The following is a 16,648-nucleotide window of genomic DNA, read 5'->3' as shown; positions in this document are numbered from 1 at the left end:
CGAAGCCGACCGTGACGGTGAGGGACGCGGCGTCGAGCCCGAGCGCCTCTCCGGTGTCCTCCGGGGGAGCCGTGTCCGGCCCGTCCACCGCGCCGTTCTCGCCGACCTCGAGGCCCTGGGTCATCCGGGAGGCGGCGAGCGTCCAGTCCTTCAGGAGCTCGACGAGGTCCTCGCGCGTGGTGCCCGCGGCGAGGTCGAACGCGGCGAAGTGCAGCCGGTCCTGCGCGGCGGTGGTGATGCCCGCCTGGTTCGCGCCGAAGAACGGCACGGTGCGCGGGGCGGAGGAGGCTGTCGCGCTCGCGGACGATGTGACGGCCACCGTGCCGCCCACTCCGGCGGCCAGCCCGGCCGTCCCCGCCGAGACGAGGCCGAGCAGCCCGCGCCGCGAGAGGCGGCGGGGTTCGTCGGCGGGCTGCTCGGACTCCGTCGGCCGGGCTCCCTCGTGCTGCTCGGCGTCCACTATGCGGTCGGCTCCTCGACGCCCAGCACCGTGTGGGTCAGCTGCGAGAGCGGCTCGGAGAGAGCGTTGACCGCGTCCGAGAGCTCCTTCTTCTGCTCCGCGGTGAGAGTGGAGTACGCGGCGAAGCCGGAGTCGATCGAGCCGTACTGCGCGAGCAGAGCGTCGAGCTCGGAGAACCGCTGCGTGATCCGTCCGGTGAGGTCGGCGCCCTCGTCGCCGCTGGCGGTCGCGATCGGCTCGACGTTGCCGAACGCCACCTCCGCGCCCTGGACGTTCGCGGCGAAGTCGGTGAGGTCAGTGCTCGACCACCAGTCCTCCTCGCCCGTGATCTTGCCGGCCGCGACCTCGTCGAGCAGGCCGATGGCGCCGTTCGAGATGTCGCCCACCGAGACGGTGAAGCCGGACGCGTTCACGAGGTCGGCCAGGCTCTGCACGTCGTCGACGAGGCCCTGGCCGAACTGGGCGCGCTGCTCGGGGGTGGAGGGCGCCCAGTCGAGGAGCGCGCTCGTGCCGTCGGAGTTGAGGGCACCCTCCGCGGGGGCCCACAGGTCCTTCTCGATGCGGTGGAAGCCGGTCCAGTCCAGGCCCTCGGCGACGGCGTCGACCTCGCGGTAGTCGATGCGCGGGTCGAGGTCGCCGAACGCCTCCGCGGTCGGCTCGATCCGTTCGTAGAAGACGCGGGTCGACGCGAAGAGGCCGCGCGCCTTCTCGTCGTCGCCTGCCTCGTAGGCCTGCGCGAACTCGGCGACCGCGGGGAGCAGCTCGCCCACCTGCGACTTCACGTACGCCACGTAGTTGGTGACCGCCGCCTCCGTCGCCGCCTTCTCGTCCGCCGACTGCGCGGTGGCCTCACCGGTCACGGTGAACTCGCTCAGCCCGACCGGGGCGCCGACCTGCTGGAACTTGCAGGCGGTGTAGTAGGTGCCCGGCTCGAGCTGAGCGACGTAGGAGACGCTCTGACCCGGGGTCACGTTCTCCTTCTCGCCCACGATCCGCAGCTTGTCCTCGGCCAGGATCTCGAACTCGTTGACGTCCGAGCCGCCGTTGGTCAGTGAGAACGTCACCGCTCCCGCCTCGGCGGTCGCCGTCGACACCTCGCAGGCGTCGTCCCTGATCGCGACGTCGAGCGCGGCGGAGGAGGAGGACGCGGGGGTGTTCGGCACGCAGCCCGTGAGGATCAGCGCCAGGGCGCCGGCTCCGGCGAGGCCGAGGGTGACGCGGGGGAGGGTGGGACGAGCGCGCGAGGACATGCTTCTCCTGGATCGGGGCGAGTGCGCCGGCGGTGCCGGAGCGGGTCAGACGGAGGTGGGAGCGGGAGCGGCGACCGGGGCCGCGCTGCCCCGTCGCGGGCCGCGCAGGCGGACCTGGCGGACGAACAGGGCACCGACGACGACGAGGTAGAGCAGCCAGGCGGCGAACTGCAGAGCGGTCGGCTCGGGCGTGTAGTTGAAGAGGCCGCCGACCACCGCGGTCACGGGCGGCGGGAGGATCGGGCCGAGCGAGAACAGCGGGGTGCCCCAGCCGGGCAGGAGCGACGCCTCCTGCAGGTCGCCGACGCCGTAGGAGAGGACGCCGGCCGCGACGAGGATGAGGAAGCCGCCCGTCCAGGTGAAGAAGCGCCCGAGGTCGATCCGGACGAAGCCCCGGAAGATCAGGTACGCGATGACGACCGAGCTGAGGATGCCCAGCAGCGCGCCGACCGTGCCGACCCACGCGCTGGATCCCGACCCCGCACTGCTCGAGGACACGCTCGCCCAGACGAAGAGCGCCGTCTCGATGCCCTCGCGGCCGACGCTGATGAAGCCGAGGACCACGATGCCGAGGGCCGAACCCGCGACGGCGCCGTCGAGCCGGGACTCGAGGTCGCCCTTGAGGCTGCGGGCGTTCGCGCCCATCCAGAAGATCATCCAGGTGACCAGGCCGACCGCGAGGATCGAGAGGCCGCCGCCGATGAGCTCCTGAGCCTGGAACGACAGGGTCGAGGGGCCCCAGGTGAGGATCGCACCGGTGACGAGCGAGATCGCGATCGCGGCGGCGATGCCGGTCCAGAGCCGCGGCAGCACGTCGCGCCGGCCGAGCTTGGTCAGGTAGGCCACGAGGATGCCGACCACGAGGCCGGCTTCGAGGCCTTCGCGGAGGCCGATGAGGTAGTTTGCGAGCACGCGTGTTCTCTTGGTCGATGGTGGACGAGGAGGGGGCGACTCCCGCCCCGAGTCGATCCGGTCGGCGGGGCTCCGTTGTTCGGTAAGCCTTGCCTAACCCGAGTCGACTGTAGTCCGCTGCCCGGTCGCTGTCCAGAAGCGCCCGCAGCGGAGGCCGCGCAGGACGAGAGGCGGAGAGTGGACGCGGGCCGGGACGCAGCAGCGGAGCGGGTGGTGGCGGTGCACGCCCACCCCGACGACGAGACGATCACCATGGGCGGGACCCTGGCGCGGCTGGTGGCGCAGGGCGCCTCCGTCACCGTCGTCACCGCCACGCGGGGCGAGTGCGGCGAGGTCATCCCCGAGGACCTCGCTCCGCTCGAGGGCTCGGCCGAGCTGGCCGCGCACCGGACGACCGAGCTCGTCGTCGCCCTGACGGCCCTCGGCGTCGCCGACCACCGCTTCCTCGGCGAGGCCGGCGCCCGCGCACCCGGCCTCGCTCCGCGCGTCTACCGGGACTCCGGCATGCAGTGGGGGCCCGGCCGCGTCCCGGTGCCGCTCGAGCCGGTGCATCCCGCGTCCTTCACCGCCGCGCCCGAGGACGAGGAGGTGGCGGATCTCGTCGCCGTCCTCCGGCAGGTCGACGCGGGCGTCGTGCTGTCCTACGACGCGGGCGGCGGCTACGGCCACCCGGACCACGTCCGCACCGCCCGGGTCGCCGAGCGCGCCGCCGAGCTGCTGGGCCTGCGCTTCCTCGCCGTCCTCCCCGACGCGGCCCCGCCCCTCCCCGGGGACGTCGTGATCGAGCTGTCCGCCGAGGACCACGCCCGCAAGCGCGCGGCCCTCGAGGCGCACGCGACGCAGCTGGTGGTCGAGGGCGACGAGGCCCGGCTCTCGAGCGGTCCGCCGTTCCCCATCGGCCGCATCGAGCGCTTCCGCCCGGTCGCGCAGGCGGGGCGTCCGGCGCCGCTGCCGGAGGAGCGTCCGACGCTGGGATCGCGGGTGCTGTCGGGCGTCGCCGGAGTCCTGGTCGGCGCGGTGGTCGGAGCGATCACGACCGTCGCCCATCAGAGCACCGTGTCGGTCGGCGGTGTCGTCCTCCCGGTCGGCCTCGCCGCCTCCCTCGCCGGCGTGCTGCTGCTCCTGCTCGGGCTGCGCCTCGTGCTCATCGACCGGTTCGTCGCGTTCTGCACCGCGATGGGCCTGCTCGGGATGATCGGGCTGCTCGCCCTGCGCAGCACGGGCGGATCCGTCCTCGTCCCGGCGAACGGCCTCGGCGTGGCCTGGACCTTCCTCCCCGCCCTCATCGCCCTCGTCGTGATCGCCTGGCCGCGGCTGCGGGCGGCCGCTCCCGCCGCCGCCCCGCGGCCGGCGGACGCCGACGCCCCGTCGGCCCCCGTACGATAGAGACACTGTTCGAAGGGACCTGGAGCACCGTGACCTACGTGATCGCACTTCCGTGCGTCGATGTCAAAGACCGCGCCTGCATCGACGAGTGCCCGGTCGACTGCATCTACGAAGGCGAGCGCTCGCTCTACATCCACCCGGACGAGTGCGTGGACTGCGGTGCCTGCGAGCCGGTCTGCCCCGTCGAGGCGATCTACTACGAGGACGACCTCCCCGAGGAGTGGTCCGACTACTACAAGGCCAACGTCGAGTTCTTCGACGAGATCGGCTCCCCGGGTGGAGCCGCCAAGGTCGGCGTGATCGCGAAGGACCACCCGGTCATCGCGGCGCTGCCTCCGCAGAGCCACTGAGGCCGCTCCCGTGGCCCTCGGCGCGCTGCCCGACTACCCCTGGGACCTGATGGCGCCCTTCGCCCGCACGGCGGCGGAGCACCCCGGCGGGATCGTCGACCTGTCGATCGGCTCGCCGGTGGACCCGACGCCCGCCCCGATCGGCGACGCGCTCGCCCGCGCGACGGACTCGCACGCGTACCCCACGACTGTGGGCACCCCCGCTCTGCGCGAGGCGATCGCCGCCTGGTACGCGCGGCGGCGCGGAGTCGAGGGCCTCGGGATCGACGAGGTCCTGCCGACGATCGGCTCCAAGGAGCTCGTCGCCTGGCTGCCCTTCCTCCTCGGACTCGGGGAGGGGGACGTGGTCGTGCATCCGCGCGCCGCCTACCCGACGTACGCGATGGGCGCGGCGATCGCCGGCGCCGAGGCGCTCGCCTCCGACGACCCGGCCGAATGGCCCGCGACGACCCGCCTGGTCTGGCTCAACTCTCCCGGCAACCCCGATGGCGCCGTGCTCGACGTGCCCGCCCTGCAGCGCGCCGTCGCGCGTGCCCGTGAGCTGGGGGCCGTGATCTCGGGGGACGAGTGCTACGCCGAGCTCGGCTGGGACGGCCGCTGGGCCGACGAGCCGATCCCGAGCGTCCTCGACCCGCGCGTGGTGGGCGAGGACCGCACCGGGGTCCTCGGCGTCTACTCGCTGAGCAAGCAGTCGAACCTCGCCGGCTACCGCGCCGCCTTCGTCGCCGGGGACGCGGCCCTGATCGCGCGCCTGGTGACCGTCCGCAAGCACGCGGGCATGATCGTGCCCGGTCCGCTGCAGGAGGCGATGATCGTCGCCCTCGCCGACGACGAGCACGTCGCCGCGCAGAAGGAGCGCTACCGCTCCCGCCGCGACCGCCTCCGGCCCGCCCTCGAGTCCGCGGGCTTCCGGATCGACCGCAGCGAGGCCGGCCTCTACCTGTGGGCGACCGAGGGCCGCGCGGCCTGGGAGTCCATCGACCGGCTCGCCCGCCTCGGCGTCCTCGCGGGCCCCGGCGTCTTCTACGGGGAGGGCTTCCCCGAGCACGTGCGCCTCTCGCTGACGGCCTCCGACGAGCGGATCGACGCGGCCGTCGAGCGCCTGTCCGGCGGCCTCTGAGGCGCTCGACCCGGCCGATCCTGGCGGGTTCCGACAAGGCCCCGGCCCCAGCGCTGGGCGATGTCACAGTGCCCCCGCTTTGCCCATAGGCTGTATGTGGTTCGGTCGACGTCGCCTCGCGAGGCCCCGGCTGCACCACGATCCAGACCCGGCGCCGCCCGCTCCGCGCGAGCGCTTCCGGGGTGCGACCGCGACGACCTGGGAGGCGTTGTGACCGAATCCGGCACGCAGAGCGACGGAACCGCGACGGTGGGCTCCACGGAGCCCGCGACCGGGAGCGCCACGACGCCGCCTCCCGCGCCGGCGGAGCAGGAGCTCCCCGAGAAGGTCACGCTCACCTTCGGCGACCGCACCGCGGACTTCCCGGTCCTGCGCAGCGTCGACGGCTCCTCGAGCATCGACTTCTCGACCCTGTCGAAGCAGACCGGCTTCATGTCGCTCGACTACGGCTTCGTGAACACGGCGGCGACCAAGTCGCAGATCACCTACATCGACGGCGACCAGGGGATCCTCCGCTACCGCGGCTACCCGATCGAGGAGGTGGCCACCAACGCGACCTACCTCGAGGTGGCCTGGCTCCTCATCTACGGCGAGCTGCCGACGGCCGACGAGCTCGCGGGCTTCGACGAGCGCATCCGCCGCCACACGCTCCTCCACGAGGACCTCAAGCGCTTCTTCGACGCGCTCCCGCACAGCGCGCACCCCATGTCGGTGCTCTCGGCCGGGGTCTCGGCCCTGTCGACGTACTACGAGGACAGCTCCAACCCGAAGGATCCGGAGGCGGTGGAGCTCACCACGATCCGCCTCCTGGCGAAGCTGCCCGTGATGGCGGCGTACGCCCACAAGAAGGCGATCGGCCAGGCGTTCCTCTACCCGGACAACTCGCTGAGCTTCGTCGACAACTTCCTCCGCCTCAACTTCGGCACGATGGCCGAGCAGTACCAGGTCGACCCGGTGCTCTCGAAGGCGCTCGACCGCCTCCTGATCCTCCACGAGGACCACGAGCAGAACGCGTCGACGTCGACCGTCCGCCTCGTCGGCTCCACCGAGGCGAACCTCTACGCCTCCGTCTCGGCCGGCATCAACGCCCTGTTCGGCCCTCTGCACGGCGGAGCGAACGAGGCGGTGCTCACCATGCTCGGCCGGATCCGCGAGTCGGGCGAGAGCGTGTCGACGTTCGTCGAGCGGGTGAAGAACAAGGAGGAGGGCGTGCGCCTGATGGGCTTCGGCCACCGGGTGTACAAGAACTACGACCCGCGCGCGAAGCTGGTCAAGGAGAGCGCCTCCGAGGTCCTGCAGGCCCTCGGCGTGAAGGACCCGCTGCTCGACATCGCGATGGAGCTCGAGGCCCTCGCTCTCGAGGACGACTACTTCAAGGAGCGGCGTCTCTACCCGAACGTCGACTTCTACACGGGCGTCATCTACAAGGCGATGGGCTTCCCGACCCGGATGTTCACCGTGCTCTTCGCGATCGGCCGCCTGCCCGGCTGGATCGCCCACTGGCGCGAGATGAACACCGACAAGCAGACCAAGATCGGCCGCCCGCAGCAGCTCTACATGGGCTCGCCCGAGCGCCACTGGCCGACCGACCGCTGACCGGTCCCCGAGAGCCCGTCCCCGCCGGGGGCGGGCTCTCGCTGTGCGGCGCACCCGCCTCTCATCAGCCGTCCGAGGCTCGCACCTCTTCTCCGAGGCGGGACGCAGAGCGGTGTGGTCGCCGCGGACTCGATCAGCACGGTTCGTCCCGGGGTGCCGCCTGCTGGGCCCGGCGGCGCGGGACGCCCGTCCTCAGGCGTGCAGGGCGGCGTTCAGCTCGATGCCGGCGCCGGTGCGGGGGAGGACCTCGACAGCTCCGGTGAGTGAGTTGCGGCGGAAGAGCAGGTTCGGCACGCCCGAGAGCTGCACGGCCTTCACGGTCTGCGGGGCGCCGTCGGCGCGCGGCGCTCCGCCGACCACGACGACCTTGGTGCCGGCGGTCACGTAGAGGCCGGCCTCGACGACGGTGTCGTCGCCGAGGGAGATGCCGATGCCCGAGTTCGCACCCAGCAGCGCCCGCGCGCCGATCGAGACGCGCTGCACTCCTCCGCCCGAGAGGGTGCCCATGATGGAGGCGCCGCCGCCGATGTCCGAGCCGTCGCCGACCACGACGCCCTGCGAGATGCGCCCCTCGACCATCGAGCTGCCGAGAGTCCCGGCGTTGAAGTTGACGAAGCCCTCGTGCATCACCGTCGTGCCGGGTGCCAGGTGCGCGCCGAGGCGGACGCGCGAGGTGTCTGCGATGCGCACCTTCGCGGGGGTGACGTAGTCGGTCAGCCGCGGGAACTTGTCGATGCCGGTGGCCTGGATGCCGTGGCGCCGGAGCGAGGGCCGCAGGCGGGTGAACGACTCCGGCGAGACCGGACCGGCGTTCGTCCACACCACGTTCGGCAGGTGGGCGAAGACGCCGTCGAGGTTCACCTCGTTCGGGCGGATCAGGAGGTGCGAGAGCAGGTGCAGCCGCAGGTAGGCGTCGGACGTGGAGGCGGGCGGCGCCTGCACGTCGATCTGCAGCGTGACCACGTCGATGCGGACCTCGCGGCGAGGATCCTCGCCGGCCTGCTCCTCGAACTCCGCCGGCACGATCCAGGGGTCGCGGCCGGCCGGGATGGTGCCGAGGCGCGGCTCCGGGAACCAGGTGTCGAGGACGGTGCCGTCGACGGCCACGGTGGCGAGCCCGTAGCCCCAGGCGGAGGCGGGCGCGGAGGAGTCTGCGGAGTGCTCGAGGGTCATGCCGATCAGGGTAGCGCGGAGCGTCCGGCCGCTACCCTGGGGCGCATGGCCGATCCGACCACCGCCCCTCCGCTCGATCTGCGCACCGATCCGGTCGCTCTGACGCGGATCCTCTGCGACATCCCGTCCGTCTCGGGCGACGAGCTCGAGATCGCGGACGCGGTGCAGTGGGCGCTCGAGCAGTACGACCACCTCGAGGTCATCCGCGACGGCCACACCGTCGTGGCGCGGACGAACCTCGGCCTCGCCCAGCGCGTCGTGATCGCCGGGCACCTCGACACGGTGCCGGTCAACGGCAACCTGCCCGTCGTCGCCGAGACGATCGACGGCGTCGAGCACCTGGTCGGCCGCGGGACCGTCGACATGAAGGCCGGAGTGGCGGTGCAGCTCGTCCTCGCCGCCGAGCTCTCCGATCCGGCCGTCGACATCACCTGGATGTGGTACGACAACGAGGAGGTCGCAGCGGACCTCAACGGCCTCGGCCGTCTCTCCCGGCACCGCCCCGACCTCTTCTCCGCCGACTTCGCCGTGCTCGGCGAGCCGACGAGCGGAGCAGTGGAGGGCGGCTGCAACGGGACGCTCCGGGTCGACGTGGTCACCCGCGGCGTCCGCGCCCACTCCGCCCGCAGCTGGGTCGGCGAGAACGCGATCCACGCGGCGGCGCCGATCCTCGACCGCCTCGCCGCCTACGTGCCGCGCGAGGTCGAGGTCGAGGGCCTCGTGTACCGCGAGGGCGTCAACGCCGTGCGCGTCACCGGCGGGGTCGCGGGCAACGTGATCCCGGACCTCTGCACGGTGCAGGTCAACTACCGCTTCGCCCCCGACCGGTCCGGGGAGGAGGCGCTCGCCCACCTCGAGGAGCTCTTCGAGGGGTTCGAGGTGACGGTGGACGATCTGGCCGAGGGCGCCCGCCCGGGGCTGGACGCACCTCTGGCCCAGGCCTTCCTCGCGGCCGTCGGAGCCGAGGCGAAGCCCAAGTACGGCTGGACCGACGTCGCGCGGTTCTCCGCCATGGGCATCCCGGCTGTCAACTACGGACCGGGCGACCCGCTCCGGGCCCACGCCGACGACGAGCGCGTGGCGGTGCGCGAGATCACCGAGTGCGCCGAGGGCCTCCGCCGCTGGCTGACCGCGTCCTCGTGAGCGCGAGCGCCACGGCCGTCCCCGTCCGACTCCGCCTCCGCCTGCGCCTGGTCCCGTGGTGGGCGCGGGTCCTCCTGGTGTACATCGCGACCCGCGTGGTCACGACGGTGATCCTGTTGCAGTTCGCCGCGCACCAGCTCGCGAACCCGTGGACCGGACCCTCCCCGTCCTACTCGGCCTTCGCGTCGATGTGGGACGGCCGCTGGTACGAGATCATCGCGGCCACCGGGTACCCCGGCTTCCTGCCGATCACGCAGGACGGCCATGTGGGGGAGAACGCCTGGGCCTTCATGCCGCTCTACCCGGGCGTCGTGAAGGCGCTGATGGCGCTCACCGGCCTCACCTGGGCTCCGGCCGCCGTGACCGTCTCCGTCCTGTGCGGAGCCGGAGCCTGCCTCGTCCTGTACCGCCTCTTCCGGCACTCCCTCGGCGAGTCGCAGTCGCTGACGGCGGTGCTGCTGTTCTGCGTGGCGCCGACCTCGCCGCTGATGCAGCTCGCCTACGCGGAGTCGATGGCGATGCTGCTGACCGCGGTCACGCTCCTCCTCCTGGTGCGGCGGCGCTGGCTCGCGGTCGTGCCCGTCGTGCTGCTGCTGGGCCTGACGCGGCCGAGCGGGCTCGCCTTCGCCGCCGCGCTCGGCCTGTACGTCGTCTACCGGTTCGTCCGGCGCCGCACGGAGCCGTTCCCGCGGTCGGAGTGGCTGCCGGCCGTGGGCCTGACGGCGTGGGGGCTCGTGGTCGGCTTCCTCTGGCCCGCCGTGGCGTGGGCCGTCACCGGGTCGATGACCGCGTACACCGACACCGAGCTGGCGTGGCGTGCGGTCTACATCGGCTACCAGGAGCTGCTCCCGCTGACCCCGTGGTTCCAGGGCGGCGCCTGGTGGGGCTCGTGGTGGTTCGGTGCTCCGGCCGTCGGCGTCGTGCTGGTGGTGCTCCTGCTGGCGGCGTTCGTCGGGATCCTCGCCGCACCGTGGACACGGCGGCTCGATCTCTTCAGCCGGGCCTGGGTCGCCGGGTACGGCGTCTACCTGCTGGCGTTCTTCTTCCCGCAGTCGAGCACCTTCCGGCTGCTGGGCCCGATGTTCCCGCTCGTCGGAGCGCTGGCGGTGCCGCGCTCGCCGGTCTTCCGCGTCGCGCTGGTCCTGCTCGGGATCGGCGGCCAGATCGTCTGGATCTCGATCTGCTGGGCCGTCGCCGGATCGGACTGGACTCCGCCGTGATCGTGCCGCGCGCCCGCCCGGCGCGGTGCTCCTCCGGGGACTCCCGACTCCCGCACGGGTATGCTCGTCGGAATGTCTCCCCTCACGCCAGCCGGTGAGCCGCGACACGCGTCGCCCCTCCTCCGGCCGACCCGCCGGCGAGCCGCGGCGACACCCGCCCGCTCCCCGCTGACGACCGCCTCCGCCTCCTCGACGGACCGCGGGCCTCTCGCGTGAGCGCCACCGCGATCGCGCCGGAGACGGAGGACGCCTCTCCGTCCCGCTCCCGCTGGGGTCTGCTCCGGAGGATCCCGTGGTGGATCCAGGTGCTCCTGGTCTTCGCCGTGTCCCGCGTCGTCACGACCGTGATCATGCTCCGTGTCGGCGCCGTGCGTCAGGGCGTCGAGTGGACGGGACTCCGCGACACCTACGTCCGATTCGCGACGACGTGGGACGGCGGCTGGTACGAGCGGATCGGGATGACGGGGTACCCGTCGGTCCTGCCGCTCTCGCCGTCCGGAGCCGTGGAGCAGAACCCCTGGGCGTTCATGCCCGTCTACCCGTTCACCGTCCGCGGCCTGATGAACATCACCGGGCTCGACTGGGCGAACGCGGCGGTGCTCGTCGCCCTGGTCTGCAGTGCAGCGGCGTGCCTGGTGATCTACCGGCTGTTCCGCGTCTCGCTCAGCGAGGGCCAGGCGCTGATGGGGATCGTCTTCTTCTGCGTCGCTCCGACGTCCCCGATCCTGCAGATCGGCTACGCGGAGTCCGGCGGCATCCTCCTGACGGCCGTGCTGCTCCTGCTGCTGGTGCGCCGGAAGTGGATCTGGACGTTCCCCGTCGTGCTGGTCGTGGGGCTCCTGCGCCCGAGCGGTCTCGCGATCGCGGCGATGACGGGCCTCTACTTCCTCTACCGCGTCTGGCGGCACGTGCGCGGCACCGAGCCGTTCGCCCGCCGGGAGTTCGCCTTCACGGTCTCCCTCACGGTCTGGTCCCTCGCGGTGGGGTTCGCCTGGCTGCTCATCGCCTGGGCCGTGACCGGCTCCTTCACCGCGTACACCGACACCGAGCTCGCCTGGCGCAGCGTCTTCATCGGCGAGGGCGAGCTCATCCCCTTCACCTCCTGGTTCGCCGGCGGGGGCTGGTGGGGAGGCCTCTGGTTCGGCTCGCCGATCACGGGCATGGGCATCACCGTCGTGGTGGTGCTCGGATTCCTGGCGATCCTGTTCTCGCGGGCCACGCGCAGCCTCGACGTCTTCTCGCGGCTCTGGGTCGGCGGCTACGCGATCTACCTCTTCGCGTTCTTCTACCCGCAGTCGAGCACGTTCCGCATCCTGATGCCGATGTTCCCGCTGGCCGGGGCGCTCGCGGTGCCGCGGTCGACCCTCCTGAGGGTGTTCGTGGTGACCGCATCGATCGTCGGGCAGATCGTCTGGGTGCTGCTGTGCTGGGTGTTCACCCCGGGCGACTGGTCCCCGCCGTGATCGGCTGACGCCCGACTTCCGGGCGCGGTTCGGAACACCCCCGCGGATGCACGATAATAGGGGGATACGTCACGAAAGGGGAACTCTATGGCGGCCATGAAGCCGAGGACCGGAGACGGACCGATGGAGGCTGTTAAGGAGGGCCGACTCATCGTCGTGCGCGTTCCGCTCGAAGGAGGCGGACGCCTCGTCGTCTCGGTCAACGATGCAGAGGCGAAAGAGCTGCACGACGCGCTCGCGTCGGTGGTGTCTCCCGCCTGATCCGCACCGTCGTGAACGCCCGTCGCACACCGTGCGGCGGGCGTTCCGTCTTTCCTCGGTCGGCCGCGCTCGTCAGGCGCGGCGCTTGTTGGCCTGCAGCAGGCCGTCGCCGATCGGCGAGAGCACGCTGACCACGGCGGGGGAGGCGCAGACCTCGGCCACCAGCGTGCGGAACGCCGTCGCGATCTCGTCGCGCTGCGCGGGGTTGGCCACGCGTCCGCGCCAGAGCGCGTGGGGGACGAGGACCGTCCCGCCCGGACGGACGAGCCGCAGCGCGTGCTCGACGTTCTCGATGACCTGCAGCGGATCGCCGTCGACGAAGACGATGTCGTAGGAGTTCTCGTTCATCCGGGGCAGCACCTCGAGGGCGCGGCCCGGGATGAGCCGCAGCCGGTTGGGCGAGATGCCCGCCTCGTGGAACTGGGCGCGCGCGTGCTGCTGGTGCACGGCCTCGGAGTCGATCGAGGTGAGCATCGCCTCGGGGGCGCCGTCGAGCAGCCACAGGCCGCTCACTCCGGTGCCGGTGCCGATCTCGATGATGGAGGTCGCGCGCGCCGCGGCGGCGACCAGCGCGGCCTGCGCTCCGATCGAGGGGGAGACGGCGTCGATGCCCAGCTCGACCGAGAGCCGGCGGGCCGAGGCGATGGCCTCCGACTCGACGACCGCGTCCTCGGCGTACTTCCAGTTGGCATCCTTGTCGGACACGGGGGCGCTCCTCTGATCGGTGCACCGAGCGGATCGCGCCCGGGCATCGTCAGGGTACGGTGGCGCGCGGGCTCCGCGAGGGAGGCGCGGCGGGTTAGTGTTGTCCTCGTGTTCGGTCTGACGTTCGACAAGCTCCTCATCATCGGGGTCATCGCTGTCTTCGTGCTGGGTCCCGACCGCCTCCCGCACTACGCCGCCCAGCTCGGGCAGCTCGTGCGCAAGGTGCGCGGATTCGCCACGCAGGCCCGGGAGCGCGTCAAGGACGAGATGGGCGACGAGTTCAACGACGTCGACTGGAAGAAGCTCGACCCGCGCCAGTACGATCCCCGCCGCATCATCCGCGACGCCCTGCTCGAGGACGATCCGGCCCCCACCGTGAAGCCGCCCACCGCTGTCGCCGCTCCGGTCGTGCCGGGCGGCACCGGCTCCGCGCAGGACAGCTACTACACGACGATGCAGCGCTCCGTCTCGTCCGGCACGCTCTCGAGCGTCGCGCCGCCGCCGATCGACTCCGAGGCCACCTGAGCCCTGCTCCGCGAGGAGCGTCGGGCGGGCGTCTCGACCGACGCCGCCCGCACGAAGCCGCGCGGAGGCGTCAGCCGACGGCGAGCGGAAGACGACGGCCGGTCAGTCCCCGCGGCCGCGCGGCGAGCGTCGCCGCCAGGGCGTCGATCGCCCGGGCGGCAGGATCCTCCGGATCGCCGACGACGACGGGCACGCCCTCGTCGCCCCCCGCCCGCAGCGCGACGGAGATCGGCAGCGACGCGAGTAGCGGCACCTCGTCGCCCGTCGCAGTGAGCCGACGCGCGACCTCGGCCCCGCCTCCGCTGCCGAAGAGCTCCAGCACCGAGCCGTCGGGCTGCGGAAGCCCCGACATGTTCTCGACCACTCCGACGATGCGCTGGCCCGATTGGCGGGCGAGCGCGCCGCTGCGCTCGGCCACGTCGGCGGCCGCCGGCTGCGGGGTGGTGACGATGAGGACCTCCGCATGCGGGAGCAGCTGCCCGATGGAGATCGCCACATCCCCCGTGCCGGGAGGCAGGTCGAGCAGGAGCACGTCGAGGTCGCCGAAGTACACGTCGGTGAGGAACTGGGAGATCGTGCGGTGCAGCATGGGTCCGCGCCAGGAGACGGCCGCCCCCCGGGTGTCGCCCTCGAGGAACATCCCGATCGAGATGACCTTCACGCCGTGCGCCACCGGCGGCAGCATCAGTTCGCCGACGCGGGTGGGCCCCGCGACGCGCCCGTCGTGCATCAGGCCGAGCAGGCCGGGGATGGAGAAGCCGTGCACGTCGGCGTCCACGAGGCCGACCGCGAGACCCCGCTGAGCGAGGGCGACCGCGAGGTTGGCGGTGACGGTCGACTTGCCGACGCCGCCCTTGCCGCTGGTGACCGCGTACACGCGGGTGAGCGAGTCCGGGCCGAAGGGCATGCTCCGGCGGCCGCCCTGGAGGCGTTCGGTGAGGGCGGTGCGCTGCGCCGGCGTCATGACTCCGACCACGACGTCGACCGCCGTGACTCCGGGAGCCGAGGCCGCGGCCTCGCGCACGTCGCGCTCGATCGCGGAGGCGGCCGGGCAGCCGACGATGGTCAGCCGGATCGCGACGCGGACCGCTCCGTCGACGGCCGCCTCGACCGACTCGAGCATGTCGAGCTCGGTGATGGACTTCCGGATCTCCGGATCGACGACCCGGGCCAGCGCCGTCCTGACGGCGGTCTCGATGGCGGCGACGTCAGGCATCGCGCCGCTCGGGCTCCTGCGCCCGATCCTTCTCGAGCTCCTCGAGCAGGCCGCGCAGCTCCGAGCGGATGAAGTCCTTGCTCGCCATGTCGCGGATCGCCAGGCGCAGGGCCACGACCTCGCGCGCGAGGTACTCGGTGTCCGCGAGGTTGCGCTCGGCCCGCTGCCGGTCCTGCTCGATCTGCACGCGGTCGCGGTCGTCCTGTCGGTTCTGCGCGAGCAGCAGGAGCGGCGCGGCGTAGGAGGCCTGCAGCGAGAGGATCAGCGTCAGCACCGTGAAGCCGAGGGCCTGAGAGTCGAAGCGAGCGTCCGCGGGCCCGTAGGTGTTGAACATCAGCCAGAAGACGCAGAAGATCGTCATCCCGACCAGGAACCACGGCGTGCCCATGCCGCGGGCGAACGACTCGGTCAGGCGGCCGAAGCGGTCGCTGCTCGGGCGGTTCCGCCGCGAGAGGACGCGGGTGCGCAAGCCCTTGGGAGCGTCCAGGCGCCGGTCCTGCTTGGTGTCCCTAGCCACGCGCGCCCCTCCGTCCCCGTCGTGTCCTGCCTGTCGCCGCGGGTGCCGGCGGCACGAGCGGGACGCCCTGCGTCGCCGTCGTCACCGGCCTCCTCGGTTCGTCGTCGTCGCCGTGGCTGCGCCAGTCGTCGGGGAGGAGGTAGTCGAGGACGTCGTCGATGGTCACGACGCCGACGAGGCGGTGGGACGCGTCGACGACGGGCACCGAGACGAGGTTGTAGCTGGCCAGGATCCGGGCGACCTCGGCCGCCGAGGTCTCGGGCGTGATCGGGTCCATGCTCTGGTCGAGCAGGGTGCCGAGGCGCTCGTGCGGCGGGTAGCGGAGCATCCGCTGGAAGTGCACCATGCCGAGGAAGCGGCCGGTCGGCGGCTCGTAGGGCGGCAGTGTGACGCAGACGGCGGCGCCGAGGGCCGGGGCGAGCTCGTGGCGGCGGATGAGGGCGAGACCCTCGGCGACGGTCGCCTCGGAGGAGACGATGATCGGCTCCGTGGTCATCAGACCGCCGGCGGACTCCGGGGCGTAGGTGAGGAGCATGCGGACGTCGTCCGCCTCCTCGGGCTCCATCAGCTCCAGGAGCGCCTCGCCGCGCTCCTCCGAGAGCTGGGCGATCAGGTCGGCCGCGTCGTCCGGCTGCATCTGGTCGAGGACGTCGGCGGCGCGGTCGTCGTCGAGCCGGCCGAGGATCTCGACCTGCTCGCTCTCGGGCATCTCCTCGAGCACGTCCGCGAGGCGGTCGTCCGAGAGCTCGCCGGCGACCTCGAGCATCCGCTGCTGCGGCAGGTCGAGGAGCGTGCTGGCGAGGTCGGCGGGCTTGAGCTCGGAGAGGCTGGCGACGTACTGCTCGGCGGACTGCGCCTCGGTCGAGACGCTCTCGCGGACCTCGCGCCAGCCGGCGAAGGCGGTCGCGCCCTTGGCGAAGGGGGAGGGGCTGGTCTTGGGCCGGCGGACGAAGAGCTGCGCGAGCTCCCACTCGCCGGGAGCGGCCTCCTCGATCGCGACGTCCTCGACGACCGCGTCACCGGAGCCGTCCACGAAGCTCACCCGGCGGCCGAGGAGCTCGGCGATGACGCGGACCTCGCCGCCCCGCTGCTCGAAGCGGCGCACGTTGATGAGCCCGGTGGTGATGATCTGGCCGCTGCCGATGCTGGTGACCCGGCCGATCGACACGAAGACGCGACGGCGCCCGGGGATCTCGACCACCAGGCCGACCACCCGCGGGGCGTCGTTCTGCCGGTAGACCAGGAGCACGTCGCGGACCTTGCCGACGCGATCGCCGGCCGGGTCGAAGACACTGCATCCGGCCAAGCGCGCGACGAAGACTCTGGCGGAACTCACGGCTACAAACCTAGT

At 72.3% G+C, this 16,648-nt stretch carries 17 protein-coding genes; 9 read left to right on the top strand and 8 right to left on the bottom strand.

Features of this window, described 5'->3' with window-relative positions:
- The 3 genes from C5C74_RS04725 to efeU form a co-directional block, all read right to left on the bottom strand.
- A partial coding sequence (locus C5C74_RS04725; RefSeq protein ID WP_181134645.1) for a Dyp-type peroxidase domain-containing protein occupies positions 1-460 on the bottom strand: 460 nt, incomplete at its 3' end.
- The gene (gene efeO / locus C5C74_RS04720; protein WP_104249553.1) at positions 460-1,710 is read right to left on the bottom strand and encodes an iron uptake system protein EfeO; all 1,251 of its coding nucleotides are present in this window, start codon (positions 1,708-1,710) and stop codon (positions 460-462) included. The genes efeO and C5C74_RS04725, both read right to left, overlap by 1 nt.
- A gap of 45 nt (positions 1,711-1,755) precedes the next feature.
- A complete protein-coding gene (gene efeU, locus C5C74_RS04715) occupies positions 1,756-2,622 on the bottom strand; it encodes an iron uptake transporter permease EfeU (protein WP_104232741.1) in 867 nt (288 codons plus the stop codon).
- Between the two features lie 177 nt (positions 2,623-2,799).
- Between efeU and C5C74_RS04710 the strand changes: the two genes are divergently transcribed.
- The 4 genes from C5C74_RS04710 (at position 2,800) to C5C74_RS04695 (ending at position 7,074) form a co-directional block, all read left to right on the top strand.
- Positions 2,800-4,008 carry a PIG-L family deacetylase gene (locus C5C74_RS04710; protein WP_146076874.1) on the top strand — a complete coding sequence of 403 codons (1,209 nt, stop codon included), beginning with the start codon at positions 2,800-2,802 and terminating at the stop codon, positions 4,006-4,008.
- 29 nt (positions 4,009-4,037) lie between these two features.
- The gene (gene fdxA / locus C5C74_RS04705) at positions 4,038-4,358 is read left to right on the top strand and encodes a ferredoxin (protein ID WP_104222984.1); all 321 of its coding nucleotides are present in this window, start codon (positions 4,038-4,040) and stop codon (positions 4,356-4,358) included.
- Between the two features lie 10 nt (positions 4,359-4,368).
- A complete protein-coding gene (dapC, locus tag C5C74_RS04700; RefSeq protein ID WP_104319102.1) occupies positions 4,369-5,478 on the top strand; it encodes a succinyldiaminopimelate transaminase in 1,110 nt (369 codons plus the stop codon).
- Positions 5,479-5,688: 210 nt separating this feature from the next.
- On the top strand, positions 5,689-7,074 hold the full coding sequence (locus C5C74_RS04695; protein ID WP_258059270.1) for a citrate synthase: 1,386 nt from the start codon (positions 5,689-5,691) through the stop codon (positions 7,072-7,074).
- A 192-nt stretch (positions 7,075-7,266) separates the two neighbouring features.
- Here the strand turns inward: C5C74_RS04695 and dapD are convergent, their stop codons facing one another.
- Positions 7,267-8,247, bottom strand: a complete 981-nt coding sequence (gene dapD, locus C5C74_RS04690; protein ID WP_104351064.1) for a 2,3,4,5-tetrahydropyridine-2,6-dicarboxylate N-succinyltransferase — start codon at positions 8,245-8,247, stop codon at positions 7,267-7,269.
- Positions 8,248-8,292: 45 nt separating this feature from the next.
- On the opposite strand from dapD, the gene dapE reads away from it, so the two are divergent.
- From dapE to C5C74_RS04670, 4 genes are all read left to right on the top strand, one after another.
- The gene (gene dapE / locus C5C74_RS04685; RefSeq protein ID WP_104225552.1) at positions 8,293-9,390 is read left to right on the top strand and encodes a succinyl-diaminopimelate desuccinylase; all 1,098 of its coding nucleotides are present in this window, start codon (positions 8,293-8,295) and stop codon (positions 9,388-9,390) included.
- Positions 9,387-10,610 (top strand): hypothetical protein, encoded by a 1,224-nt coding sequence (locus tag C5C74_RS04680; protein WP_258059271.1) that lies wholly within the window; start codon positions 9,387-9,389, stop codon positions 10,608-10,610. The genes dapE and C5C74_RS04680 overlap by 4 nt, the downstream gene beginning before the upstream one ends.
- A gap of 212 nt (positions 10,611-10,822) precedes the next feature.
- On the top strand, positions 10,823-12,073 hold the full coding sequence (locus tag C5C74_RS04675; protein ID WP_104319103.1) for a hypothetical protein: 1,251 nt from the start codon (positions 10,823-10,825) through the stop codon (positions 12,071-12,073).
- An 87-nt stretch (positions 12,074-12,160) separates the two neighbouring features.
- A complete protein-coding gene (locus C5C74_RS04670) occupies positions 12,161-12,334 on the top strand; it encodes a DUF3117 domain-containing protein (RefSeq protein ID WP_068208299.1) in 174 nt (57 codons plus the stop codon).
- A gap of 72 nt (positions 12,335-12,406) precedes the next feature.
- On the opposite strand, the gene C5C74_RS04665 is transcribed toward C5C74_RS04670, so the two are convergent.
- Positions 12,407-13,039 carry an O-methyltransferase gene (locus C5C74_RS04665; protein ID WP_104222989.1) on the bottom strand — a complete coding sequence of 211 codons (633 nt, stop codon included), beginning with the start codon at positions 13,037-13,039 and terminating at the stop codon, positions 12,407-12,409.
- 108 nt (positions 13,040-13,147) lie between these two features.
- On the opposite strand from C5C74_RS04665, the gene C5C74_RS04660 reads away from it, so the two are divergent.
- A complete protein-coding gene (locus C5C74_RS04660; protein ID WP_146076468.1) occupies positions 13,148-13,564 on the top strand; it encodes a twin-arginine translocase TatA/TatE family subunit in 417 nt (138 codons plus the stop codon).
- A 70-nt stretch (positions 13,565-13,634) separates the two neighbouring features.
- On the opposite strand, the gene C5C74_RS04655 is transcribed toward C5C74_RS04660, so the two are convergent.
- Genes C5C74_RS04655 through C5C74_RS04645 form a run of 3 tightly spaced genes read right to left on the bottom strand, consistent with a single transcriptional unit; the run spans position 13,635 to position 16,633 of the window.
- The gene (locus tag C5C74_RS04655) at positions 13,635-14,780 is read right to left on the bottom strand and encodes an Mrp/NBP35 family ATP-binding protein (RefSeq protein WP_104319104.1); all 1,146 of its coding nucleotides are present in this window, start codon (positions 14,778-14,780) and stop codon (positions 13,635-13,637) included.
- Positions 14,773-15,297, bottom strand: a complete 525-nt coding sequence (locus tag C5C74_RS04650; protein ID WP_104222991.1) for a DUF1003 domain-containing protein — start codon at positions 15,295-15,297, stop codon at positions 14,773-14,775. The genes C5C74_RS04655 and C5C74_RS04650 overlap by 8 nt, the downstream gene beginning before the upstream one ends.
- Positions 15,290-16,633: a magnesium transporter MgtE N-terminal domain-containing protein gene (locus C5C74_RS04645; protein ID WP_104319105.1), complete on the bottom strand. Its 1,344-nt coding sequence runs from the start codon at positions 16,631-16,633 to the stop codon at positions 15,290-15,292. Before C5C74_RS04645 ends, C5C74_RS04650 begins: the two co-directional genes overlap by 8 nt.
- Positions 16,634-16,648: the final 15 nt, after the last annotated feature.

The organism is Rathayibacter sp. AY1E8 (assembly GCF_002931415.1).
Lineage (GTDB): Bacteria > Actinomycetota > Actinomycetes > Actinomycetales > Microbacteriaceae > Rathayibacter.
Note: the sequence above shows the minus strand (reverse complement) of the source record. Positions and strands in the feature narration are given on the sequence as shown.

Coding starts and splice junctions, on each gene's coding strand:
- efeO (WP_104249553.1), bottom strand. CDS start 1,710: ATGTCCTCGCGCGCTCGTCCCACCCTCCCCCGCGTCACCCTCGGCCTC.
- dapD (WP_104351064.1), bottom strand. CDS start 8,247: ATGACCCTCGAGCACTCCGCAGACTCCTCCGCGCCCGCCTCCGCCTGG.
- dapE (WP_104225552.1), top strand. CDS start 8,293: ATGGCCGATCCGACCACCGCCCCTCCGCTCGATCTGCGCACCGATCCG.
- C5C74_RS04670 (WP_068208299.1), top strand. CDS start 12,161: ATGGCGGCCATGAAGCCGAGGACCGGAGACGGACCGATGGAGGCTGTT.
- C5C74_RS04655 (WP_104319104.1), bottom strand. CDS start 14,780: ATGCCTGACGTCGCCGCCATCGAGACCGCCGTCAGGACGGCGCTGGCC.